This is a genomic window from Massilia aerilata, from assembly GCF_042656905.1.
Lineage (GTDB): Bacteria > Pseudomonadota > Gammaproteobacteria > Burkholderiales > Burkholderiaceae_D > Telluria > Telluria aerilata.
This window is the reverse complement of record NZ_JBHSMZ010000006.1, coordinates 201,185-223,756: the sequence shown is the minus strand read 5'-3', so window position 1 is coordinate 223,756 and position 22,572 is coordinate 201,185. Positions and strand designations below refer to the sequence as shown.

General features: G+C 66.2%; 22 protein-coding genes. 19 read left to right on the top strand and 3 right to left on the bottom strand.

The window, feature by feature from the left end:
- Positions 1 to 102 precede the first annotated feature (102 nt).
- From pyrH to ACFPO9_RS10115, 15 genes are all read left to right on the top strand, one after another.
- Positions 103 to 819, top strand: coding sequence for a UMP kinase (pyrH, locus tag ACFPO9_RS10185; protein WP_230020738.1), 717 nt, complete (start codon positions 103 to 105; stop codon positions 817 to 819).
- Between the two features lie 40 nt (positions 820 to 859).
- The gene (gene frr, locus ACFPO9_RS10180; protein ID WP_379770184.1) at positions 860 to 1,420 is read left to right on the top strand and encodes a ribosome recycling factor; all 561 of its coding nucleotides are present in this window, start codon (positions 860 to 862) and stop codon (positions 1,418 to 1,420) included.
- A 102-nt stretch (positions 1,421 to 1,522) separates the two neighbouring features.
- Positions 1,523 to 2,275, top strand: a complete 753-nt coding sequence (uppS, locus tag ACFPO9_RS10175; protein WP_379770181.1) for a polyprenyl diphosphate synthase — start codon at positions 1,523 to 1,525, stop codon at positions 2,273 to 2,275.
- A 3-nt stretch (positions 2,276 to 2,278) separates the two neighbouring features.
- Complete coding sequence (locus ACFPO9_RS10170) at positions 2,279 to 3,106, top strand: phosphatidate cytidylyltransferase (RefSeq protein WP_379770179.1); 828 nt, start codon at positions 2,279 to 2,281, stop codon at positions 3,104 to 3,106.
- A 12-nt stretch (positions 3,107 to 3,118) separates the two neighbouring features.
- Positions 3,119 to 4,297, top strand: a complete 1,179-nt coding sequence (gene ispC / locus ACFPO9_RS10165; protein ID WP_379770177.1) for a 1-deoxy-D-xylulose-5-phosphate reductoisomerase — start codon at positions 3,119 to 3,121, stop codon at positions 4,295 to 4,297.
- A 4-nt stretch (positions 4,298 to 4,301) separates the two neighbouring features.
- Entirely contained in the window at positions 4,302 to 5,648 is a 1,347-nt protein-coding gene (gene rseP, locus ACFPO9_RS10160; RefSeq protein WP_379771003.1) for an RIP metalloprotease RseP, read from the top strand.
- Between the two features lie 54 nt (positions 5,649 to 5,702).
- The gene (gene bamA / locus ACFPO9_RS10155) at positions 5,703 to 8,063 is read left to right on the top strand and encodes an outer membrane protein assembly factor BamA (protein ID WP_379770175.1); all 2,361 of its coding nucleotides are present in this window, start codon (positions 5,703 to 5,705) and stop codon (positions 8,061 to 8,063) included.
- 11 nt (positions 8,064 to 8,074) lie between these two features.
- Complete coding sequence (locus ACFPO9_RS10150) at positions 8,075 to 8,614, top strand: OmpH/Skp family outer membrane protein (protein ID WP_379770172.1); 540 nt, start codon at positions 8,075 to 8,077, stop codon at positions 8,612 to 8,614.
- Positions 8,615 to 8,701: 87 nt separating this feature from the next.
- Positions 8,702 to 9,760, top strand: a complete 1,059-nt coding sequence (gene lpxD / locus ACFPO9_RS10145) for a UDP-3-O-(3-hydroxymyristoyl)glucosamine N-acyltransferase (RefSeq protein ID WP_379770170.1) — start codon at positions 8,702 to 8,704, stop codon at positions 9,758 to 9,760.
- Positions 9,757 to 10,263 (top strand): 3-hydroxyacyl-ACP dehydratase FabZ, encoded by a 507-nt coding sequence (fabZ, locus tag ACFPO9_RS10140; protein ID WP_379770168.1) that lies wholly within the window; start codon positions 9,757 to 9,759, stop codon positions 10,261 to 10,263. The genes lpxD and fabZ overlap by 4 nt, the downstream gene beginning before the upstream one ends.
- Positions 10,263 to 11,066: an acyl-ACP--UDP-N-acetylglucosamine O-acyltransferase gene (gene lpxA / locus ACFPO9_RS10135; RefSeq protein WP_379770165.1), complete on the top strand. Its 804-nt coding sequence runs from the start codon at positions 10,263 to 10,265 to the stop codon at positions 11,064 to 11,066. The genes fabZ and lpxA overlap by 1 nt, the downstream gene beginning before the upstream one ends.
- Positions 11,050 to 12,207, top strand: coding sequence for a lipid-A-disaccharide synthase (lpxB, locus tag ACFPO9_RS10130; RefSeq protein ID WP_379770163.1), 1,158 nt, complete (start codon positions 11,050 to 11,052; stop codon positions 12,205 to 12,207). The genes lpxA and lpxB overlap by 17 nt, the downstream gene beginning before the upstream one ends.
- Before the next feature lies 1 nt (position 12,208).
- Positions 12,209 to 12,877 (top strand): ribonuclease HII, encoded by a 669-nt coding sequence (gene rnhB, locus ACFPO9_RS10125; protein WP_379770161.1) that lies wholly within the window; start codon positions 12,209 to 12,211, stop codon positions 12,875 to 12,877.
- A complete protein-coding gene (locus ACFPO9_RS10120) occupies positions 12,874 to 13,668 on the top strand; it encodes a TrmH family RNA methyltransferase (RefSeq protein WP_379770158.1) in 795 nt (264 codons plus the stop codon). The genes rnhB and ACFPO9_RS10120 overlap by 4 nt, the downstream gene beginning before the upstream one ends.
- A 50-nt stretch (positions 13,669 to 13,718) precedes the next feature.
- Complete coding sequence (locus tag ACFPO9_RS10115; protein ID WP_379770156.1) at positions 13,719 to 14,930, top strand: EAL domain-containing response regulator; 1,212 nt, start codon at positions 13,719 to 13,721, stop codon at positions 14,928 to 14,930.
- A gap of 231 nt (positions 14,931 to 15,161) precedes the next feature.
- Here the strand turns inward: ACFPO9_RS10115 and ppsR are convergent, their stop codons facing one another.
- Complete coding sequence (gene ppsR, locus ACFPO9_RS10110; RefSeq protein ID WP_379770154.1) at positions 15,162 to 16,010, bottom strand: posphoenolpyruvate synthetase regulatory kinase/phosphorylase PpsR; 849 nt, start codon at positions 16,008 to 16,010, stop codon at positions 15,162 to 15,164.
- Positions 16,011 to 16,192: 182 nt separating this feature from the next.
- Between ppsR and ppsA the strand changes: the two genes are divergently transcribed.
- A complete protein-coding gene (gene ppsA, locus ACFPO9_RS10105) occupies positions 16,193 to 18,634 on the top strand; it encodes a phosphoenolpyruvate synthase (protein ID WP_379770152.1) in 2,442 nt (813 codons plus the stop codon).
- Between the two features lie 57 nt (positions 18,635 to 18,691).
- Here the strand turns inward: ppsA and ACFPO9_RS10100 are convergent, their stop codons facing one another.
- A complete protein-coding gene (locus ACFPO9_RS10100; RefSeq protein ID WP_379770150.1) occupies positions 18,692 to 19,024 on the bottom strand; it encodes a YnfA family protein in 333 nt (110 codons plus the stop codon).
- A gap of 21 nt (positions 19,025 to 19,045) precedes the next feature.
- Positions 19,046 to 20,215 (bottom strand): GGDEF domain-containing protein, encoded by a 1,170-nt coding sequence (locus tag ACFPO9_RS10095; RefSeq protein WP_379770148.1) that lies wholly within the window; start codon positions 20,213 to 20,215, stop codon positions 19,046 to 19,048.
- Between the two features lie 126 nt (positions 20,216 to 20,341).
- Between ACFPO9_RS10095 and ACFPO9_RS10090 the strand changes: the two genes are divergently transcribed.
- Genes ACFPO9_RS10090 through ACFPO9_RS10080 form a run of 3 tightly spaced genes read left to right on the top strand, consistent with a single transcriptional unit; the run spans position 20,342 to position 22,537 of the window.
- The gene (locus tag ACFPO9_RS10090) at positions 20,342 to 20,764 is read left to right on the top strand and encodes an NfeD family protein (RefSeq protein ID WP_379770146.1); all 423 of its coding nucleotides are present in this window, start codon (positions 20,342 to 20,344) and stop codon (positions 20,762 to 20,764) included.
- Between the two features lie 46 nt (positions 20,765 to 20,810).
- The gene (locus ACFPO9_RS10085; RefSeq protein ID WP_379770144.1) at positions 20,811 to 21,731 is read left to right on the top strand and encodes an SPFH domain-containing protein; all 921 of its coding nucleotides are present in this window, start codon (positions 20,811 to 20,813) and stop codon (positions 21,729 to 21,731) included.
- A complete protein-coding gene (locus tag ACFPO9_RS10080) occupies positions 21,731 to 22,537 on the top strand; it encodes an SDR family oxidoreductase (protein ID WP_379770142.1) in 807 nt (268 codons plus the stop codon). Before ACFPO9_RS10085 ends, ACFPO9_RS10080 begins: the two co-directional genes overlap by 1 nt.
- Positions 22,538 to 22,572: the final 35 nt, after the last annotated feature.

The following is a 22,572-nucleotide window of genomic DNA, read 5'->3' as shown; positions in this document are numbered from 1 at the left end:
GGTAGGGTGGACACCCCGTGCCCACGCGTGACGGCCGAATCAGGTTGGCCGCCACGACAGCAGTACCAGAATTCGATTCATCTACAATCTAGGAGCCCATTCATGACCAAACCAGCCTACCAACGAGTCCTTCTCAAACTGTCTGGCGAAGCGCTGATGGGCGACGACCAGTTCGGCATCAACCGCGCCACCATCGAGCGCATGGTTGCCGACGTGGCGGAGGTGCAGAAGCTGGGCGTGGAACTGGCCGTGGTGATTGGCGGCGGCAACATCTTCCGTGGCGTGGCGCCTGGCGCCCAGGGCATGGACCGTGCGACCGCCGACTACATGGGCATGCTGGCCACCGTCATGAACGCGCTGGCCCTGGCCGACGCCATGCGCCAGCAGGGCATCACCGCGCGCGTGATGTCGGCGATCGGCATCGAGCAGGTGGTCGAGCCCTATGTGCGCCCGAAAGCCCTGCAATACCTGGAAGAAGGCAAGGTGGTCGTGTTCGCCGCCGGCACCGGCAATCCTTTCTTCACGACCGACACCGCGGCCGCGCTGCGCGGCTCGGAAATCTCGGCCGAAATTGTTTTGAAGGCAACCAAGGTCGATGGCGTATATACTGCCGATCCGAAGAAGGATCCGCACGCGACCCGTTATGAATCGATCTCCTTCGACGAGGCGATTTCGAAGCATCTGCAGGTGATGGACGCCACCGCGTTCGCCCTGTGCCGCGACCAGAAGCTGCCGATCAAGGTGTTCTCGATCGTCAAGCCCGGCGCGCTCAAGCGCGTGATCATGGGCGAAGACGAGGGTACACTGGTACACGTTTAAAATCCGATATTTGTAATTCAGAAAAACACAGGAGAGCAGCATGTCCGTAGCTGACGTTAAAAAGAATGCCCAGGACAAGATGGCGAAGTCCATCGAGACCCTGCGGGCCAACCTGGCTAAAGTCCGTACCGGCCGCGCCCACACCGGCATCCTCGACTCCGTCATGGTCGAGTACTATGGATCGCCGACCGCGCTGTCGCAGGTCGCGAACCTGACGCTGATCGACGCCCGCACCATCGGCGTGCAGCCGTACGAGAAAAAGATGCTGAGCACCGTCGAAAAGGCGATCCGCGACTCCGACCTGGGCCTGAACCCGTCGACCTTCGGCGAAATGATCCGCGTGCCGACCCCGGCCCTGACCGAAGAGCGCCGCAAGGAAATGGTCAAGCTGTGCAAGTCGGAAGCCGAAGACGCCAAGATCGCCGTGCGCAACGTGCGCCGCGACGGCAACGAGCAGCTGAAGAAGCTGGTCAAGGACAAGGCGATTTCCGAAGACGACGAGCGCCGCGCCTCGGACGACATCCAGAAGCTGACCGACAAGGCCGTGGTCGACATCGACAAGCTCGTCGCGGAAAAAGAAAAAGAAGTGATGACGGTGTAAGCTGGCCGGGGCAGGGCGCCTGGTCCTGTTCTCGCTACCGTGTACGCCGGCCCGGGTTTCCGTGCCGGCGCCTCGTTTTTACCGCCGACTCCGGCCTGATTTATGATTTTCAAAAGTTCGACCACCGCAGTTCCCGACGCGCCGGCGGTGCCGCGCCATATCGCCATCATCATGGACGGCAATGGCCGCTGGGCGACCAAACGCCTGCTGCCGCGCGTGGCCGGCCACGTCAAGGGCGTGGATGCCGTGCGCAAGATCGTCGAGGCCTGCGTCGAGCGCGGCGTCGGGTACCTGACGCTGTTCGCTTTTTCCTCGGAAAACTGGCGCCGTCCGGCCGAAGAGGTGTCCTACCTGATGGGCCTGTTCGTCACCGCGCTCGAACGCGAAGTGGCGAAGATGCATGCCAATAACATCCGCCTGAAGGTGGTGGGCGACCTGTCGCGCTTCGATCCGAAGCTGCAGGACATGATCGCCAACGCCGAGCGCAAGACCGCCAACAATTCCCGCCTGACCGTCACCGTGTGCGCCAACTACGGCGGCCGCTGGGACATCATGCAGGCGACAGGCAAGATGGTGGCCGCCAATCCGGGCGTCACCGACTACACCGAAGAGATGCTGGCCCCGCACCTGGCGATGGCCTACGCGCCGGAGCCGGACCTGTTCATCCGCACCGGCGGCGAGGAGCGCATTTCCAACTTCCTGCTGTGGCAGCTGGCTTATTCGGAGCTCTACTTCACCGACGCCTTCTGGCCGGACTTTTCGCCGGAGGCGCTGGATACCGCGATCGCGTCCTACCAGAGCCGGGAGCGGCGCTTCGGCCGCACCGGCGAGCAGGTAGCAACCAAGGCTAAATAATCGATGCTGAAAACCCGGGTCATCACCGCGCTGGTCTTGCTGGCAATCCTCTTGCCGGTCCTGTATTTCAACAATTTCACGGCGTTCGCGGTGGTGGCCACGGTGTTCTTCGGCGCCGCGGTCTGGGAATGCGTGCGCCTGTTCAATCCCGGCACCGCCAACGGCCACATCATCGCCCTGGTCTGGACCGGCGTGTTCGCGGTGTCGATGCTGTCCGGCCACCTGAACGCCGCCTTCTGGTCCGCGCTCAGCCTGGCGCTGTGGATCGCGCGCTTCGCGCCTTCGCTCAAGACCGGCCTGCCGCCGCTGGGCAGCCCCTCCAACACGCTGCTGAGCCTGGTCTACGGCTTCGCCATCTTCGGCTGCTTCGTCGCCATCGTGGTGCTGTTCTCGCATTCGCCGGTGTTCCTGCTGTCGGTCATGGCGATCGTCTGGGTGGCCGACATCGGCGCCTATTTCTCCGGCAAGGCCTTCGGCAAGCGCAAGCTTGCGCCCTCGATCTCGCCCGGTAAATCCTGGGAGGGCGCGATCGGCGGCGGCATCGCCGTGCTGGTGCTGGCCTCGCTGTCGGTGGCGTATGGCGGCGACGCCTTCGCCGACACCTTCGCCGCGCGCGTCGCGCACGGCCTCGGCTGGCCGGCGCTGCTCGCCATCCTGGTCCTGATGGTCGCCGCCAGCATCGTCGGCGACCTGTTCGAATCCCAGCTCAAGCGCCGCGCCGGCATGAAGGACAGCAGCAACCTGCTGCCGGGCCACGGCGGCGTGCTCGACCGGATCGATGCACTGATCCCCGTTTTGCCGCTCGCAGCACTGATCGGCTCCAGGCTTTAAAAGGTCTACCCCATGCAACGCGTTACCATCCTGGGCGCCACCGGCTCGATCGGCGTCTCGACCCTCGACGTGCTCGCACGTCATCCCGAACAATACGAAGTCCATGCCCTGAGCGCCCACGGCCGCGTCGACGAGCTGGCGGCCCAGTGCCGCCGCTTCCGTCCGGCCCGCGCCGTGGTCGGCTCGCCCGATGCCGCCGCGCGCCTGGCCGGCATGATCGCCGACCTGCCGACCGAAGTCTCGTGGGGCGAGCAGGCCCTGTGCGAGATCGCCGCCAGCCGCGACACGGACACCGTGATGGCCGCCATCGTCGGCGCCGCCGGCCTGGCCCCGACCCTGGCCGCCGCGCGCGCCGGCAAGAAGGTCCTGCTGGCCAACAAGGAAGCGCTGGTGATGTCCGGCCAGCTGTTCATGGACGCCGTGCGCGAGCACAAGGCGACCCTGCTGCCGATCGACAGCGAACACAATGCGATCTTCCAGTCGCTGCCCGCGCATTACGCGCGCGCGCCGGAAGCGGCCGGCGTGGCGAAGATCCTGCTGACCGCGTCCGGCGGCCCCTTCCTCAAGCGGGCGGTGGAGACGCTGGAGCAGGTGACCCCGGAAGAAGCCTGCAAGCACCCGAACTGGTCGATGGGCCGCAAGATCTCGGTCGATTCCGCCACCATGATGAACAAGGGCCTGGAAGTGATCGAGGCCCACTGGCTGTTCGGCGCCCCGGCCGACCTGATCGAGGTGGTGATCCACCCGCAGAGCGTGATCCACTCGATGGTGTCCTATGTGGACGGCTCGGTGCTGGCCCAGCTCGGCAACCCCGACATGCGCACCCCGATCGCCCATGCGCTGGCCTTCCCGGAGCGGATCGCTTCCGGGGTCGCGCAACTGGACCTGACCGCCATGGCGGCGCTCGAATTCCACGCCCCCGATTTCCGCCGCTTCCCCTGCCTGGCGCTGGCCTTCGACGCCCTGCGCGCGGGCGGCACCGCGCCGGCCCTGCTGAACGCGGCCAACGAGGTCGCGGTGGAGGCCTTCCTCGACCGCCGCATCGGCTTCCGCGACATCGACCGCGTGGTGCAGCGCGTGATGAATGAGGTGCAGCACGGCGCGGCTTCCAGCATCGAGGCGGTGCTGGAGCAGGATGCGCAGGCGCGCAGCGCCGCCGGCCGCATCGTCGACGGCCTGGCGCGGACCTGACGCCATGAGCTTCAGCCACATCCTGTTCGGCTTCCTCCTGGGGCTGGGGCCGCTGATCATCCTGCACGAACTGGGGCACTACTTCGTCGCGCGCTGGTGCGGCGTGAAGGTGCGCCGCTTCTCGATCGGCATGGGCCGCGTCGTGTGGTCGCGCCGTTTCGGCCGCGACCAGACCGAATGGGCGCTGTCGATCGTTCCGGTCGGCGGCTACGTGATGATGGTCGACAGCCGCGTCCCGGCGCAGGCCCCGGTCGACGCCGAAGAAGAACGGCGCGAGTTCACGCGCCAGAACGTGTGGAAGCGCATCGCCATCATCGCCGCCGGCCCGATCGTCAACTTCGCGGTGGCCATCCTGCTGATGGCGGCCTTGTTCATGGTGGGCAAGGAGGAGCCGGGCACGCGCCTGCGCGCGATGCCGTCGCAATCGGCGGTGTATGTGGCCGGCGTGCGCGGCGGCGATGCGGTCGGCGCCGTCAACGGCCGCCCGGTCCAGGCCTGGAGCGAGCTGCGCTGGGAAGTCGTGCGCGCCGCCCTCGACAAGCGCGACGCCGAACTCGTCCTGCATGGCCAGGGCGGCGGCAGCTACCGCGCCGTGATCCCGGCCGCGACCCTGGCCCGCTTCGACCCGGATGGCCAGGCCGACATCATGGAGCAGCTGGGCATGCAGATCTGGCGCCCGCCGGCGGTCGCCAACAAGGTCCTTCCGGACGGGGCGGCCGCGCGCGCCGGCCTGCGCCAGGGTGACCTCGTCACCGCGATCGACGGCAAGCCGGTGATCGACGGCGTCGATGTGATCATGGCTGTGAGGAAGAGCCCGGGCCGCAGCCTGCGCTTCGACGTGCTGCGCGGCGGCCAGCCGCTGCAGCTGGTGCTGGTGCCGGAGCGCGATGCCAAGCACGGGCAGGGCGTGATCAAGCTCGAACTGGCGCAGATGCCCGAGCTGGTGACGGTCAAGGCCGGCCCGCTGGACGCGGTCGCCAGGGGCGCCGCGCGCGCCTGGGACGGCAGCGTCACGACCCTCAAGATGATCGGCCGGATGCTGACCGGCGAGGTCTCGCTGACGAACGTGTCGGGTCCGCTGACCATCGCCGGGGTGGCCGGACAGGCCGCCGATGCGGGCTTTTCGACCTATATCGAGATACTTGCCTTCATCAGCCTGAGCCTGGGTGTAATGAATCTGTTACCAATTCCCGTTCTGGATGGCGGCCAATTGCTGTATTATTCGCTGGAAGTTTTGACCGGGCGCCCCCTGCCAGCGCGAGTAGGAGAGATCGCGCAGCTCGCCGGGTTTGGCCTGATGCTCATGCTGATGGCGCTCGCCGTCTTCAACGACCTGGTGCGGCTGTTCTGATACCGGGCGCAGAATACGTACGTTGTCCAAATGACTGACCCATTGATTTAGCCAATGAAATTACACTCTGAACGTCCTGTACTGCCACGCTTCGCCATGCCTTCCCGTCGTAGCCTGATCGGCGCCGCAGTGCTTGCGCTTTGCGCCGGCCACGCCGCCGCCGGCGCTCCCTTCGTCGTGAAGGACATCCGGGTCGAAGGCATCCAGCGTACCGAGGCAGGCACGGTGTTCAGCTACCTGCCTGTGCGCGTCGGCGAGACCTTCGACGACGACAAGGGCACGGCTGCGATCAAGGCCCTGTACGCGACCGGCTTCTTCAAGGACGTGCGCCTGGAAGAAGAGAACGGCGTGCTGGTGGTGCTGGTCGAGGAACGCCCGGCGATTTCGAGCGTCGACTTCACCGGCACCAAGGAATTCGAGAAGGACATGCTGGTCAAGGCGCTGAAGGAAATCGGCGTCGGCGAAACCAAGATCTTCGACAAGGCCTCGGTCGAGCGCGCCGAGCAGGAGCTGAAGCGCCAGTACCTGTCGCACGGCCTGTACGGCGTGAAGATCACCACCACCGTCACCCCGATCGAGCGTAACCGCGTGACGGTCATGTTCAACGTGGACGAGGGCGACGTCGCCAAGATCAAGGGCATCAACATCGTCGGCAACAAGGCCTTCAGCGACAAGCAGCTGCGCGAACTGCTGCAGCTGAATACCTCGGGCTGGTTCACCTGGTACTCGAAGGCCGACCAGTACTCCAAGCAGAAGCTGACTGGCGACCTGGAATCGATCAAGTCCTGGTACGCCAACCACGGCTACCTGGAGGCGAACGTCGAATCGACCCAGGTCGCGATCACTCCTGACAAGAAGGAGATCTACCTCACCATCAACATCACCGAGGGCGAGAAGTACACCGTCACCGGCGTCAAGATGGAAGGCGAGACCTTCGGCCGCGAGGAAGAGCTGAAGCAGCTGATCCTGCTGCGTCCGGGCCAGACCTATTCCGGCGAGCTGCTGGAAGCCTCGAACAAGCGCATCTCGGACCGCCTGGCGAGCTTCGGCTACGCCTTCGCCAACGTCAACGCGAATCCGGAAGTCGACCAGGCCAGGCATGAAGTGAAATTCACCTTCATCGTCGATCCGGGCAAGCGCGCCTACGTGCGCCACATGACCATCTCGGGCAACACGATCACCCGCGACGAAGTGATCCGCCGCGAATTCCGCCAGTTCGAGAGCTCGTGGTACGACCCGACCCGCGTGAAGATGTCGCGCGACCGTGTCGACCGCCTCGGCTACTTCAAGGACGTGACCGTCGAGACCCCGGAATCCCAGGGCACCACCGACCAGGTCGACGTGAACATCGCCGTCACCGAAAGGCCGACCGGTAACTTCATGATCGGCGGCGCGTTCTCGCAGGCCGAGAAGTTCACCTTCACGGCCTCGGTCACGCAGGCCAACTTTGCCGGCAGCGGCAACACGGTCGGCATCGAGCTGAATACCAGCAAGTACAACCGCACGATCTCGTTCGCCCAGACCAACCCGTACTTCACCGACGAAGGCGTGTCGCGCGCCTTCCAGCTGTACCTGCGCACCTCGCGTCCGCCGGCGCTGAACATCGGCTCGTACACCGTGCGCCAGTTGGGCGGCAACCTGACCTTCGGCGTGCCGTTCTCGGAAACCGACAACGTCTACTTCGGCGCCGGCCTGGAACGCACCAAGCTGGAAACCGACGAAAGCTCGCCGACGCCTTACCAGGAATTCATTCGCCAGAACTCGAAAGACCCACTGGCCAGGATCACCGGCGTGGGCAGCGCGACCAGCAACGCGATCCCGCTGACCGTGGCCTGGGGCCGCGATTCGCGCGACAGCGCCGTCACGCCGACCCGCGGCCGCTACCAGCGCGCCAACCTGGAAATCGACATGGTGGGCGATAACAAGTATTACCGCGCGATCTACGAACACCAGTGGTACCGTCCAGTGACACGCTGGATGACGCTGGCCTTGAAGGGCGAGCTGGATATCGGCGGCGGCCTGCGAGGCAGCGACTACCCGGTCTTCAAGAACTTCTACGGCGGCGGCATCGGCTCGGTGCGCGGCTACGAGAGCTCGTCGCTGGGCCTGGTGGACTACCGCACCCTGGACGCGCTGGGCGGCGCCCGCCGCGTGATCGGCAACGCCGAGCTGCAGTTCCCGTTCCCGGGCGGCGGCAGCGACAAATCGCTGCGCTGGTTCACCTTCGCCGATACCGGCCAGGTGTTCCAGGAAGGCCAGCGCTTCCGCGCCGACCAGCTGCGCTACTCGGCCGGTATCGGCCTGTCGTGGATTTCCCCGGTGGGTCCGCTCAAGTTGAGTTATGCTAAGCCCTTGAACGCCAAGCCGGGCGATCGCCTGGAACGCTTCCAGTTCCAGATGGGTACCGGCTTCTGATCAGGAGAACCATGTTGAACAAGTCGATTTCCTCGTTGCCGCAATTGCTGCGTATGCCGCTGCTGCTGGCCGCCTTGTGCGCCGGCGCCCTGGCGCCGCTGTGCGCCCAGGCGCAGACGGGCATCGGCCGCATCGGCTTCGTGTACACCGAGCGCCTGATGACCGAATCGAAGCTGGCGCGGGCGGCGGACGAGAAAATCCAGAACGAGTTCTCGAAGCGCCAGAAGCAGGTCGACGACATGGTCAAGCGCTACAAGGGCGCACGCGAGAAGTTCGACGACGATGCGCCCAAGCTGAACGATATCGACCGCACCCGCCGCACCCGCGAGCTGCTCGACATGGAGAAGGACGTGCAGCGCATGCAGCGCGAGTTCAACGAAGACCTCTTCCAGCGCAAGAACGAAGAGCGCGCGGCGATCGCCCAGCGGGCATCGAAGCTGATCGAGCAGGTGGCCGAGCAGGAGCACCTCGACGTGGTCCTGCAGGAAGCCGTCTGGACCAGCCCGCGCATCGACATCACCGACAAGATCCTCAAGCTGCTCGACAGATAAGCGGCGGGACACGATACGAACGCCGGCCGGACGGATGCGCCCGGCCGGCGTATCATTATTCAGATTTACTTTTATACGGACGACCAGATGGGCACTCGACTGGGTGAATTGGTCGAACGCTTCGGTGGCCAGCTCGTGGGCGACCCGGACCTCGAGGTCCAGGGCATCGCACCGCTCGACGGCGCCGACGCTTCGCACATCAGCTTTCTGAGCAATAGCAAACTGCGCGCGCTGGCTGCGCAGAGCAGGGCGGCGGCGCTGATCGTCGCCCCGCTGGACGACGCCACCGTCGCCGCCACCTATGAGGGCGCGCGCATCGTCACCACCAATCCCTACGCCTACTTCGCCCGCGCCGCCCAGTACTTCGTGGCGCTCGAAGAGACGCCGCCGCCCGCCGGGGTGCACCCCAGCGCGGTGGTCCACGAAAGCGCGCGGATCGACCCCACGGCCCACATCGGGCCGCAGGTGACGGTGGAAGCGGGCGCCGTGGTCAAGGCCGGCGCCGTGATCGGGGCCGGCTGCTTCGTCGGCCGCGATGCGGAAATCGGCGAGGACACCCAGCTGTTCGCCAACGTCAGCTTCCACGCGCGCTGCCGGATCGGCAAGCGCGGCATCCTGCATTCGGGCGCGGTGATCGGCACCGACGGCTTCGGCTTCGCGCGCGAAAATGGCGTTTACATCAAGATTCCCCAGACCGGGCGCGTGATCCTGGGCGACGACGTCGACGTCGGCGCCAACACGACCATCGACCGCGGCGCGCTGGCCGACACCGTCATCGAAGACGGGGTCAAGCTCGACAACCAGATCCAGATCGGCCACAACTGCCATATCGGCGCCAACACGGCCATGGCCGGCTGCGTGGGGGTGGCGGGCAGCGCCAGGATCGGCAAGAATTGCACCTTCGGCGGCGCCGCCATGGTGCTCGGCCACCTGGAAATCGCGGACAATGTCCACATCTCCTCGGGCAGCATGGTCTCGCGCTCGGTGCTCGAGCCGGGCCAGTACACCGGCTTCTACCCGCTGGCCAAGAACGCCGAATGGGAAAAGAGCGCCGCCATCGTGCGCAACCTGTCCTCGATGCGCGAGAAGATCCGCGCGCTGGAAAAACAGATCAAAAACCTGACCGACAACACAGAACAAAAATGACGACCGAATCGACCTCCACCTCGAAAATCCTGAACATCACCCAGATCAAGGAATACCTGCCGCACCGCTATCCGCTGCTGCTGGTCGACCGCGTGGTCGATTATGAGCTGGGCAAGACCATCACCGCGATCAAGAACGTCACGGTGAACGAGGAGTTCTTCAACGGCCACTTCCCGCACCAGCCGGTGATGCCGGGCGTGCTGATGGTCGAGGCGCTGGCCCAGACCGCGGCGATTCTCTCCTTCATGACCATGGGCGTGAAGCCGGACGAGAATTCGGTGGTCTACTTCGTCGGCATCGACAACTGCCGCTTCAAGCGCCCGGTCGGTCCTGGCGACCAGTTGAAGATGGACGTCGAGATCCTGCGCAGCTCGCGCGGCATCTGGAAATACAAGGCGCAGGCCAGCGTCGACGGCAAGGTGGCGGTGGAAGCGGAACTGATGTGCACCATCCGCGCCAACGAGAACGCGACTGCGGCGGCAACGCCGGCAGCGGGGCAGTAATGAGCAGCCGGATTCACCCGACCGCGATCGTCGATCCGAAGGCGGAGCTGGACAGCTCGGTCGAGGTCGGCCCGTACTCGATCGTCGGCCCGCACGTGCGCATCGATGCCGGCACCGTGGTCGGCCCGCACGTGGTCATCGAAGGCCACACCACGATCGGCAAGGACAACAAGATCTTCCAGTTCGCCTCGCTGGGCGCCGCGCCGCAGGACAAGAAGTGGGCCGGCGAGCCGACCCGCCTCGAAATCGGCAGCGGCAACACCATCCGCGAGTTCACGACCTTCAACCTGGGCACCGCCCAGGATGCCGGCGTGACCCGCCTGGGCGACGACAACTGGATCTCGGCCTACGTGCACCTGGCGCACGACTGCCAGGTCGGCAGCCACACGATCTTCTCGAACAATGCCCAGCTGGCGGGCCACGTGGTGGTCGGCGACTGGGCGATCCTGTCGGGCTACTGCGGCGTGCACCAGTTCTGCAAGATCGGCGCGCATGCCTTCATCGGCATGTACACCAGCCTGACCCAGGATGTGCCGCCCTATGTGCTCGTGTCCGGCAACCCGGCCGAGGCGCATGGCGTCAACATCGAGGGCCTGAAGCGCCGCGGCTTCACGCGCGAGCAGATCAACGCCATCCGCGCCGCCTACAAGGACATCTACCGTTCCGGCCTGACGCTGGAAGAGGCCAAGGCCAAGCTGGCGGCCGACGCGGCGCAGGCCGGCGCGCAGTCTTCCGACCTTGCCTCGCCGGTCCAGGCCATGCTCGACTTCCTCGGCACCACCACCCGTGGCATCGTCCGCTGAGACCCATATTGCGCTGGTAGCGGGCGAGGTCTCCGGCGACATGCTGGCGGCGCGCCTGATGGCCGGCCTGCGTGCGCAGCTGCCCGATGTCCGCTACTCCGGCATCGGCGGCGCCCGCATGCTGGAGCAGGGCCTGGTATCAAGCGTCCCGATGGACACGCTCACCGTGCGCGGCCTGGTCGAGGTCATCCCGCGCTACCGCGAACTGAAGGGCATCCAGAACACGCTGCGCGACCGCTTGATCGCCGAGCGGCCGGCGGCCTTCATCGGCGCCGACTACCCCGGCTTCAACCTGGGCCTGGAAGAGCAGCTGAGGGCAAGCGGCATTCCGACCCTGCATTTCGTCGGTCCGCAGATCTGGGCCTGGCGCGGCGGCCGCATCAAGAAGATCCAGCGCGCGGTCTCGCACATGCTGCTGATCTTCCCCTTCGAAGAAGAGATTTACCGGCAGGCCGGCGTGCCGGCCACCTATATCGGCCATCCGCTGGCCGAGCAGATTCCGCTGCAGCCCGACGTCGCCGCCGCCAGGCACCAGCTGGGCATCCCGGAAGATGCGAAGGTCGTGACCGTCATGCCGGGCAGCCGCATGGCCGAGATCAAGTATTTGAGCGAGCCCTTCGCCGGCGCCGTGAAGCTGCTGGCGCGGCGCGACCCGTCCGTGCGCTTCATCGCACCGATGGCGGGCGAACGCCAGAAGGCGTTTTTCAGGGAGCTGGTGGCGAAGGCGGGTCTGCAGGATGTGCCGCTGGAACTGGTCGACGGCCAGTCGCATGCCTGCATCGCCGCGGCCGACGCGGTGCTGGCGGCGTCCGGCACGGCGACCCTGGAAGTGGCGCTGTTCAAGAAGCCGATGGTGATCGCGTATAAAGTGATGCGGGCGTCATGGGAGATCATGCGCCACATGGGCTACCTGCCCTGGATCGGCCTGCCGAACATCCTGGCGCGCGAATTCATCGTGCCGGAATTCCTGCAGCACGCCGCCACGCCGCAGGCGCTGGCCGACGCGGTCTGGTTCCAGTTGACGGACGAGGCGAATCGCGCGAAGCTGGCGCAGCGCTTCCTGGAGATGCACCACAGCCTGCTGCGCAACAGTGCCGAAGAGAGCAGCAGGGCCGTGCTCGAAGTCATAGGTAAGAAATGAAATGAGCAAGAAGAAGTTCGATTTCTATCCCGGCCTGCCCACCAGGGGACGCCCGTTTACCGCGGTCGACATCGTCTGCGGCGTGGACGAGGCCGGGCGCGGTCCGCTGGCCGGGCCGGTGTATGCCGCCGCCGTCATCCTCGACCCCAGGCGGCCGATCGAGGGCCTGCGCGACTCCAAGAAGCTGACCGAAGCGCGCCGCGACGAACTGGCGCCGGTCATCCGCGAGCAGGCCCTGGCCTGGGCCATCGCCGAATGCTCGCACCATGAGATCGACACCCTGAACATCCTGCAGGCGACCATGCTGGCGATGCGCCGCGCGGTCGAGCAGCTGGCCACCGTGCCGACCATCGCCCTGATCGACGGCAACCGCTGCCCGACGCTCTTGGCGCCGCTCCGCGCCCACGCCGTGGTCGAAGGCGACGACAAGGTGCACGCCATCTCGGCCGCGTCCATCCTGGCCAAGACGGCGCGCGATGCCGCGCTAAGGGCCCTGCACGAGGCTTATCCGCAGTATGCCTTCGACCAGCACAAGGGTTACGCCACCGCGCTGCACCTGGAGCGGCTGCGCCTGCACGGACCCTGCCCGGTGCATCGCCGTTCCTTTGCGCCGGTGCGCGCGCTGTGCGAACCGGACCTGTTTTCAAGCTTCGAAAGCGCCACCGCATGAAGACCGTCAGCTCGCGCGACAACCCGTTTTATAAAGAACTGAAGGCCCTTGCCACCAACTCGCAGGCGCGCCGCAAGGCCGGCCGCTCGCTGCTGGACGGCGTGCACCTGTGCCAGTCCTGGCTGGACCTGCGCGGCCTGCCGGCCCATTGCGTGGTGTCCGAGGACGCCCTGGCGAACCCGGAAGTGGCTGCCATCGCCGGCCGCGTCGAAGCGGCGCGCGGCCATGTGACGGCGCTGCCGGAAGCGCTGTTCGGCGCCATCAGCCAGGTCGAACATGGCGTCAACCTGGTGTTCGTGGTCGATACGCCGGCGCCCGTCGTGCCGAAGCTGCTGACCGAATCGGCGGTGCTGCTGGACGGCGTGCAGGATCCGGGCAATGTTGGCTCCATCCTGCGCAGCGCCGGCGCCGCCGGCATCAAGCAGGTCTGGTGCAGTCCCGGCACTGCTTTCTGCTGGTCGCCCAAGGTGCTGCGCGCGGCGATGGGCGCCCACTTCGTGCTGGAGATCTTCGAGAACGCCGACCTGCCCGCGCTGGTGCGCGATGCGAAGCTGCCGGTGCTGGCCACCAGCGGCTACGCCGCCGAATGCCTGTACGACGTCGAGCTGTCCGGGCCGGTGGCCTGGGTGCTGGGCCACGAGGGACAGGGCGTGTCCGACGAACTGCTGAACCTGGCCAGCCGGCGCGTGGCCGTGCCGCACGCGGGCCAGGTCGAGTCCCTGAACGTGGCCGCCTGCGCCGCCGTGTGCTTTTTCGAGCAGTTACGGCAGGCCCGGCACCGCCAGCCATAGACGGCATGCGCGGCGCCATGTACCCTTCGGGTTGGGCAAGCGGAGTCGCGATGGACACAATGCAGTCAGCTTTACAAAATCTACACTTTCTGGTGGCGGAAGCCGAGCCGGTGCAGCGCCGCGCGCTGATCGAGGCGCTCGGCCAGCTGGGCGCGACCCGCGTCACCGACGTGCCGGACGGCCCGACCGCGCTGCGCACCCTGCAGGCCAGCTTCACGCCGAAGATCGACGTCGCCATCATCGACCTGGCCCTGGGCGGCATGGACGGCCTCGAGCTGCTGCGCGCGATTGCCGCGCTGAAGTCGGCGGTGCGCCTGATCGTGATCGGCGCCCAGCCCGCCGGCGTGCTGTTCTCGGTCGAGACCCTGGCCCAGGCCTACGGTGTCGACCTGCTGGGCACCATCGCCAAACCGGTCTCCAGCGCCAAGCTGAAGGCGCTGCTGGACAACTTCCAGCCGCCCGCGCGTCCGCGCGCCAGCCCGAAAACGCCCGCCTTCAGCTTCGCGGAAGTCGGCCTCGGCCTGCAGCAGCGCCAGTTCGAGCCCTTCTTCCAGCCCAAGATCGAGCTGGCCACCGGCCAGGTGAAGGGCCTGGAGACCTTCGCGCGCTGGCGCCACCCCGAGCACGGCGTGCTGGGCCCGGGCGCCTTCATCGACGCGCTGGAACAGAACAACCGCGTCGATTTCCTCGACTGGACCATGATCGAGCTGTCGGTCGAGCGCTGCCGCCAGTACCACGACCAGGGCATCCCGATCTCGATCTCGCTGAACCTGGCCGCCGAGACGCTGGCGAACCCCAACTTCATCCGCCAGGTATCGTCCTGCATGAAGCGCCACGGCGTGATGCCCGACTACCTGACTTTCGAGATCACCGAGTCCTCGATCCTGAAGTTCGACGCCGACTTCATCGAACGCCTGGTGCGCCTGCGCATGATGGGCTTCGGCCTGGCGATCGACGACTACGGCACCGGGCGTTCGAACCTGCAGCTGCTGGCGCGGATTCCGTTCTCGGAGCTCAAGATCGACCGGTCGTTTGTCGATGGCGCTTCCAAGAAGCGCCCGCTCGGCACGGTGCTGAAATCGTGTCTGGGCCTGGCGCATAGCCTGGACCGGATGTCGGTGGCGGTGGGGGTCGAGACGCGGCAGGACTGGGATTTCCTGCAGGGCCTGGGCTGCACGTATGCGCAGGGCTACCATATTGCCAATCCGATGGCGGCTTCGGCGTTTCCTGGTTGGCTGGAAGACTGGCGGCATTTCTTCTAAGGAGGGGTCAGACCCCGGTTTTGCTTGCCTGGGGTCTGACCCCGGTGCTTTGAGGCGCCGCCACGATTGCCTGGGGTCTGACCCCGGTGCTTTGAGGCGCCGCCACGATTGCCTTGGGCTCTGACCCCGGTGCTCCTGACCCCGGTGCTCTGACGCGCCGCCACGGAACACCGGGGTCAGAGCCCCTTTAGAACCAACACCGGGCTCTGACCCCTCCGCGGCCTCCGCCGACTAATACTCCCGGCGATCCGGCTTGATCTCCTGAAGAATCGTCGTCGAAATCTCCTCGATCGACTTGGTCGTCGACGACAACCAGCGTATCCCCTCGCGCCGCATCAGCACTTCGGCCTCGTTCACCTCATACCGGCAATTTTCCAGCGACGCATATTTGCTGCCCGCGCGCCGCTCGTTGCGGATCTCGGCCAGGCGCTCCGGCGTGATCGTCAAGCCGAACAGCTTGTGCTTGAAGGGCGGCAGCGCCGAGGGCAGCCTGCCGCGTTCGAAATCGTCCGGGATCAGCGGGTAATTGGCGGCCTTGATCCCGTACTGCATCGCCAGGTAGAGGCTGGTCGGGGTCTTGCCGGAGCGCGAGACGCCGACCAGGATCACGTCGGCGTCGGCCAGGTTCTTGTGCGACTGGCCGTCGTCATGGGCCAGCGAGAAGTTGATGGCTTCGATGCGGCTCTTGTATTCCTCGCTGTCGACCACGTTGTGGATGCGGCCGATGGTGTGGGTCGACTTCACGCCCAGTTCCTGTTCGAGCGGTGCGACGAAGGTCTGGAACAGGTCCATGTGCATGCCCTGGGCGGCGCGGATCACGGCCGACAGGTCGTGCTTGACCAGGGTCGAGAACACGATCGGACGCTGGTTGTCGGCCAGGGCGACCTCGTTGATGCGGCGCGCCGCCTCGTAGGCTTTCTCCATGGTATCGATGAAGGGCAGGCGGATCTGGCGGAAGCGCATCTCGAACTGGCTCAGCACCGCGTGGCCGAAGGTTTCGGCGGTGATGCCGGTGCCGTCGGATACGAAGAAAACGGTGCGCGCCGCGTTTGGATTGGCCGGAGTGCTGGAGGAAGTCATTGTGCCTTTTTGCTAAGATGATGACAAAGTTGCAGCCGGCGCACGGTGCATTGCACAAACGCGCGGTAAAATGCTCGGCAACGGGTGTTTGGATTGTGCTGCACGGCCGCCAGAATAACAAGAAGACACCGGTCGCCCAGGACAGCCACGAAAGATTTCCATCATCAAAAAGGCGTTTCATCATGACTAACCTGTCTACTGCAGCATTGACGCCGCCGGATCCCGCGGCGGCCGATTCCGTCTACGTTGCTTCCTTCGAAAACCTGCGCATGACCGACGTCGAGTCGGTCGGCGGCAAGAACGCCTCGCTGGGCGAAATGATCAGCCAGCTGGCCGAGGCCGGCGTGCGCGTGCCGGGCGGCTTCGCCACCACGGCCGACGCCTTCCGCGACTTCCTGCGCCACAGCGCCGACGGCGGCCCCTCGCTGGGCCAGCGCATCGCGCTGCGCCTGGAGGACCTGAACATCGACGACACCCGCGCGCTCGCAGCCGCCGGCGCCGAGATCCGCCAGTGGATCGTCGAGACGCCGTTCCAGCCGCGCCTGGAGCAGGAAATCCATGCCTTCTACGACCGGCTGGTGGCCGATTCGGACGCCGAGATGTCGTTCGCGGTGCGCTCGTCGGCCACCGCCGAAGACCTGCCGGACGCATCGTTCGCGGGCCAGCAGGAGACCTTCCTGAACGTGGTCGGCATCGACAACGTGCTGGAAGCCATGAAGCACGTGTTCGCCTCGCTGTACAACGACCGCGCGATCTCGTACCGCGTCCATAAAGGCTTCACGCACGCCGAGGTCGCGCTGTCGGCCGGCGTGCAGCGCATGGTCCGCTCGGACACCGGCGCGGCCGGCGTGATGTTCACCATCGACACCGAGTCGGGCTTCAAGGACGTGGTCTTCATCACCTCCAGCTACGGCCTGGGCGAGACCGTGGTCCAGGGCGCCGTCAACCCGGACGAGTACTACGTCCACAAGCCGATGCTCGAACTGGGCAAGAAGCCGGTCATCCGCCGCAACATCGGCTCCAAGCTGATCAAGATGGAGTTCACCAGGGAGGCGAAGGCAGGCCGCTCGGTGCAGACCGTCGACGTGCCGGTCGAGCTGCGCAACCGCTATTCGCTGAACGACGAGGAAGTGGTCGAGCTGGCCAAGTACGCGGTCATCATCGAGAAGCACTACGGCCGCCCGATGGACATCGAATGGGGCAAGGACGGCCGCGACGGCAAGCTGTACATCCTGCAGGCGCGCCCCGAAACCGTGAAGTCGCAGCAGAAGGCCGGCGACGCCCAGCAGCGCTTCAAGCTGAAAGGCACCGGCACCGTGCTGACCAGCGGCCGCGCGATCGGCCAGAAGATCGGCGCCGGCCCGGTCCGCGTCATCAAGGACCCCTCCGAAATGGAACGCGTGCAGCCGGGCGACGTGCTGGTGGCCGACATGACCGACCCGAACTGGGAACCGGTCATGAAGCGCGCCTCCGCGATCGTCACCAACCGCGGCGGCCGCACCTGCCACGCGGCGATCATCGCCCGTGAGCTGGGCGTGCCGGCGGTGGTCGGCTGCGGCGACGCCACCGAGACCCTGAAAGACGGCACCTTCGTGACGGTCTCCTGCGCCGAGGGCGACGAAGGCCGCATCTACGATGGCCTGCTGGAAACCGAGGTGTCGGAAGAAGTGCGCGGCGAACTGCCGCCGCTGAAGACCAAGATCATGCTCAACGTCGGCAACCCCCAGCTGGCCTTCGACTTCCAGTCGGTGCCGAACGGCGGCGTCGGCCTCGCGCGTCTCGAGTTCATCATCAACAACAACATCGGCGTGCACCCGAAGGCCATCCTCGAGTACCCGAACATCGATGCGGACCTGAAAAAGGCGGTGGAATCGGTGGCGCGCGGCCACGCCTCGCCGAAGGCCTTCTACGTCGACAAGCTCGCCGAAGGCGTGGCGACCATCGCCGCCGCCTTCTGGCCCAAGCCGGTCATCGTGCGCCTGTCCGACTTCAAGTCGAACGAGTACAAGAAGCTGATCGGCGGTTCGCGCTACGAGCCGGACGAAGAGAACCCGATGCTGGGCTTCCGCGGCGCCGCGCGCTACCTGGCCGAGGACTTTGCCGAAGCCTTCGAGATGGAGTGCATCGCGATGAAACGCGTGCGCGAAGAGATGGGCCTGACCAACGTCGAGCTGATGATCCCGTTCGTGCGCACCCTCGGCCAGGCCGAGAAGGTGATCGCGCTGCTGGCCAAATATGGCCTGAAGCGCGGCGAGAACGGCCTGCGCGTCATCATGATGTGCGAAGTGCCCTCGAACGCGATCCTGGCCGAGCAGTTCCTGGAGCACTTCGACGGCTTCTCGATCGGCTCGAACGACCTGACCCAGCTGACCCTGGGCCTGGACCGCGATTCCGGCATGGAGCTGCTGGCCAAGGACTTCGACGAGCGCGACCCGGCCGTCAAGGCGATGCTGTCGATGGCGATCAAGGCCTGCCGCGCCAAGGGCAAGTACATCGGCATCTGCGGCCAGGGGCCGTCGGACAACCCGGACTTCGCGCAGTGGCTGGTGGAAGAGGGCATCGAGTCGATGTCGCTGAATCCGGACTCGGTGATCGATACCTGGAAGAAGCTGGCGGCGATGTAAATCTCCGCTGGACCGATCGAACCCTCGCCGGCGCCCGCCCGCGAGGGTTTTTCTTTTTCAGGCCTGCGGCTGCAGCGCGATCACCGCCATGCCGGCCAGCGCCAGGCCGGCGCCGAGCAGGTCGAAGCGGGTCAGCGCCACGCCGTCGACGAAGCGCAGCCACAGCAGGGCCACGGCGATGTACATGCCGCCGTAGGCCGCGTAAGTGCGGCCGGCCGCTGCCGGGTGCAGGGTCAGCAGCCAGGCGAACAGCGCCAGCGACACGGCCGCCGGCAGCAGCAGCCAGGCGCTCTTGCCGGCCTTCAGCACCAGCCAGGGCAGGTAGCAGCCGAGGATTTCCGCCAGCGCGGTGAGGGCGAACAGGATGGCGAACCTGGGGAGTGCGGGCATGGTTGGTCCGGACTAAACGGTTTATGCCATTTTAGCGGGCAGTTCGCGCGCATCCACCGCCGCATTGCGCCCGCTTGCCTTGGCCGCATACAGGGCGGCGTCGGCGCGCGACAGCATGGCGTCGATGCTTTCGCCGGCGCCGAGCGTGGCCACGCCGATGCTGACAGTGTAGCCAACCGGCAGTCCGGACGGGAGCTCGAGCACATGTTCCAATGCGTGGCGCAGGCGCTCGGCCACCAGCAGCGCGGTGTCGGCGCCGGTGTCCGGCAGCAGCACCGCGAATTCCTCGCCGCCCAGGCGGGCCACGGTGTCGATGCTTCGCACCACCGCGCAGGTGCGTTCGACGATGTCGACCAGCACCCGGTCGCCGGCCGCGTGGCCGTGGGTGTCGTTGATGCGCTTGAAATGGTCGACGTCGAATAGCAGCAGCGACAGCCGGGCCTCGCGGCGCAGCGCGCGCGCCTGTTCGCGCGTGGCCAGGTCGAAGAAGGCGCGGCGCGAGCGGGCGCCGGTCAGGTGATCGTGGTCGGCGGCGTGCCGGGCGCGCGCGATCAGCTCGGCGTTCGCCATCATCACCGCGCCCAGGGTCAGCGCGGGCAGGGACAGGGCGCCGGCCGAGAAGAACACCATGCTCACGGTCGCGTCCTCCCAGGGCAGCTGGACGCCGGCGGCCTGGGCGCCGTAGACGAGGGCGCGCACCAGCTGGACGGCGGCGTTGAGGAAGGCCGCGCAGACGGTGAACAGGGCCGGATAGCGGCGCCCGGTCCGCGCCAGCTGCCGCCATACCACCACACCCATTTCCGCCAGCAGGGCGCCGTGCAGAAGCGACATCGCGACCACGCGCCCGCCGACCGAGTCGACGCCATGGTGCAGCGCGAGGATCGCGGCCAGGCCCAGTCCGACGCAGGCGGCCAGGCGGTGGCAGGGCAGGTCCAGGTCCAGGTGGCGCCGGAAGCCGGCCAGCATCAGCACCGTGGTGCCGAGCAGCAGGGTGTTCGCGACTTCGATCGAAAGGAAGTCCGGCGCCACGCCGCGCGCCGCGAACAGCGGCAGCGAGACCACCGCCAGCGCATTGGCCGCGGACCATTCGCGGATGCCGCGGGCGCCGCTCTTCCTCAGCGAGGACAGAACGAGCAGCATGACGGCGGACAGCGCCATGGTGAGCAGCAGCAGGCTTACGACGATTAGCATAATTTCTCAATGGTATCAAATATTGACGTAAAACCCTATCTGCATGTCGGGTTTTTGACCCGTTGACTCCTTGTCTAGACAGGGTAGACTGCCATTGTTGTCATACTGAAAATGAAGGAGTACACCATGGCTGAATGGATGGGCTGGCTCGTGGCGGCCGGCGTGCTCGTGATCCTGGAGCTGTTCACCGGGACGTTCTACCTGTTGATGATCGCGATCGGGCTGGCGGTCGGCGGCCTCGCCGCCCTCGCCGGAGCAAGCGGACCGATGCAGACGATAAGCGCGGCGCTGGTCGGCGTGCTGGCGACGGCCCTGCTGCACCGCTCGCGTTTCGGACGGCCGGCGCGCAGCGACGCCAGCCGCGACCGCAACGTCAATCTCGACATCGGCCAGAGCGTGAACGTGCCGGCCTGGGACAACGGCCGCGCCCGCGTCATGTACCGCGGCGCACTGTGGGATGTCGAGCTTGGCCAGGGCGCCACGCCGCAGGCCGGCGATTTCCGCATCGTCGAGGTGCAGGGCAGCCGGCTGGTGGTGGCGAATTCCTGATTTATAAGTTTTGCTTCAAAAATAACCAGATATATAAGGGATGCTCATGTTATTTTCATTCGGTACGGTCGCACTCGTCATTTTCGTCATCGCGCTGGTCTTCGTCATCAAGACCATCAACGTGGTGCCCCAGCAGCACGCCTGGGTGGTCGAACGGCTCGGCAAGTACCACGCCACGCTGGCGCCGGGCCTGAACATCGTCGTTCCCTTCATCGACCGCATCGCCTACAAGCACAGCCTGAAGGAGATCCCGCTCGACGTGCCGCCCCAGGTCTGCATCACCAAGGACAATACCCAGCTGCAGGTCGACGGCATCCTCTACTTCCAGGTGACGGACGCCATGCGCGCGTCCTACGGCGCCTCCAACTACATCCAGGCGATCACCCAGCTGGCCCAGACCACGCTGCGTTCCGTGATCGGCCGGATGGAACTCGATAAAACCTTCGAGGAGCGCGACCACATCAACACGACCATCGTCAACGCGATCGACGAGTCGGCCGCCAACTGGGGCGTGAAGGTGCTGCGCTACGAGATCAAGGACCTCACCCCGCCGGCCGAGATCCTGCACTCGATGCAGCGCCAGATCACCGCCGAGCGCGAGAAGCGCGCGCTGATCGCCGCCTCCGAGGGCCGGCGCCAGGAAGCGATCAACATCGCCAGCGGCGAGCGCGAAGCCGCGATTGCCCGTTCCGAGGGCGAGAAGCAGGCCGCGATCAACCGCGCCCAGGGCGAGGCGACCGCCATCGTGGCGCTGGCCGACGCCAGCGCGACCGCGCTGCGCCAGGTCGGCGAGGCGATCCGCAGCCCGGGCGGCGCGGATGCGGTCAACCTGCGCGTGGCGGAGGAATACGTCCATGCTTTCGGCAACCTGGCCAAGACCAACAATTCCATCATCGTGCCGGCCGATCTCGGCAACATGAGCGGCCTGATCGCCAGCGCGCTGCAGATCGTCAAGGCGCAAAAGTAATGCGCGTTGCCGTCATCACCGGCGGCTGCGACGGCATCGGCGCCGAGATCGCGCGCCAGCTGGCGTCTCGTGACGGCGCCGGCATCGCCCTGGTGCTGGCCGCGCGCGACCGCGACAAGCTGGAACAGGTTGCCGGCCAGTGCACGGCACTCGGCGCACAGGCGCTCGCGGTGCCGACCGACGTCGGCGACCAGGCCCAGTGCCGCCACCTGATCGATGCCGCGGTCGCGCGCTTCGGCCGCATCGACGTTTTGATCAACAATGCCCGCCGCTCGGCGCATGCCTTGTTCGAGGATGTGCCGGACCTGGGCTGGTACGAGGAGCTCATGCGCATCAACCTGTGGGGCAGCGTGTGGTGCACCCAGGCCGCCTTGCCGCAGCTGAAGGCATCGCAGGGGCGGATCGTCGCCGTGTCCTCGCTGGCCGGCTTGATCGGCGTGCCAGGGCGCACCGCCTACAGCGCCAGCAAGTTCGCCATGACCGGCTTCTTCGAGGCCCTGCGCGCGGAGCTGAAAAGCACCGGCGTCTCGGTGACCATCGCCTATCCGGGCGTGGTCGATACCCGCATCCGTTACCGCGGCTTCAATGCGCTGGGCCAGGAGATGGGCAGCAGCGGCTTGCGCGAAGAGGGCGCGATGACGGTGGGAGAATGCGCGCGTTCGATCGTGGCCGGGATGGAGGGGCGCAAGCGCGAGGTCGTGATGACGGGCAAAGGCAAGCCGGGCAGGTTCCTTAAACTGATCGCTCCCGGCCTGGTCGAGAAAATGGCTTTGGCCGCCCTCAAGGACGACGTCCGGCCGCATTGAGCGCCTCGACTCATCTGTTCTGAAACCGGGGCAGC

Excerpts from the sequence above, each read along its gene's own strand:
- ACFPO9_RS10170 (WP_379770179.1), top strand. The coding sequence starts at position 2,279 with ATGCTGAAAACCCGGGTCATCACCGCGCTGGTCTTGCTGGCAATCCTC.
- ACFPO9_RS10100 (WP_379770150.1), bottom strand. The coding sequence starts at position 19,024 with ATGCCCGCACTCCCCAGGTTCGCCATCCTGTTCGCCCTCACCGCGCTG.
- ACFPO9_RS10090 (WP_379770146.1), top strand. The coding sequence starts at position 20,342 with ATGGCTGAATGGATGGGCTGGCTCGTGGCGGCCGGCGTGCTCGTGATC.
- ACFPO9_RS10080 (WP_379770142.1), top strand. The coding sequence starts at position 21,731 with ATGCGCGTTGCCGTCATCACCGGCGGCTGCGACGGCATCGGCGCCGAG.
- lpxA (WP_379770165.1), top strand. The coding sequence starts at position 10,263 with ATGAGCAGCCGGATTCACCCGACCGCGATCGTCGATCCGAAGGCGGAG.
- ppsR (WP_379770154.1), bottom strand. The coding sequence starts at position 16,010 with ATGACTTCCTCCAGCACTCCGGCCAATCCAAACGCGGCGCGCACCGTT.
- fabZ (WP_379770168.1), top strand. The coding sequence starts at position 9,757 with ATGACGACCGAATCGACCTCCACCTCGAAAATCCTGAACATCACCCAG.
- ACFPO9_RS10095 (WP_379770148.1), bottom strand. The coding sequence starts at position 20,215 with ATGCTAATCGTCGTAAGCCTGCTGCTGCTCACCATGGCGCTGTCCGCC.
- ACFPO9_RS10150 (WP_379770172.1), top strand. The coding sequence starts at position 8,075 with ATGTTGAACAAGTCGATTTCCTCGTTGCCGCAATTGCTGCGTATGCCG.
- rseP (WP_379771003.1), top strand. The coding sequence starts at position 4,302 with ATGAGCTTCAGCCACATCCTGTTCGGCTTCCTCCTGGGGCTGGGGCCG.
- lpxD (WP_379770170.1), top strand. The coding sequence starts at position 8,702 with ATGGGCACTCGACTGGGTGAATTGGTCGAACGCTTCGGTGGCCAGCTC.
- ispC (WP_379770177.1), top strand. The coding sequence starts at position 3,119 with ATGCAACGCGTTACCATCCTGGGCGCCACCGGCTCGATCGGCGTCTCG.
- ACFPO9_RS10085 (WP_379770144.1), top strand. The coding sequence starts at position 20,811 with ATGTTATTTTCATTCGGTACGGTCGCACTCGTCATTTTCGTCATCGCG.
- rnhB (WP_379770161.1), top strand. The coding sequence starts at position 12,209 with ATGAGCAAGAAGAAGTTCGATTTCTATCCCGGCCTGCCCACCAGGGGA.
- bamA (WP_379770175.1), top strand. The coding sequence starts at position 5,703 with ATGAAATTACACTCTGAACGTCCTGTACTGCCACGCTTCGCCATGCCT.
- ppsA (WP_379770152.1), top strand. The coding sequence starts at position 16,193 with ATGACTAACCTGTCTACTGCAGCATTGACGCCGCCGGATCCCGCGGCG.
- frr (WP_379770184.1), top strand. The coding sequence starts at position 860 with ATGTCCGTAGCTGACGTTAAAAAGAATGCCCAGGACAAGATGGCGAAG.
- uppS (WP_379770181.1), top strand. The coding sequence starts at position 1,523 with ATGATTTTCAAAAGTTCGACCACCGCAGTTCCCGACGCGCCGGCGGTG.
- ACFPO9_RS10115 (WP_379770156.1), top strand. The coding sequence starts at position 13,719 with ATGGACACAATGCAGTCAGCTTTACAAAATCTACACTTTCTGGTGGCG.
- ACFPO9_RS10120 (WP_379770158.1), top strand. The coding sequence starts at position 12,874 with ATGAAGACCGTCAGCTCGCGCGACAACCCGTTTTATAAAGAACTGAAG.
- pyrH (WP_230020738.1), top strand. The coding sequence starts at position 103 with ATGACCAAACCAGCCTACCAACGAGTCCTTCTCAAACTGTCTGGCGAA.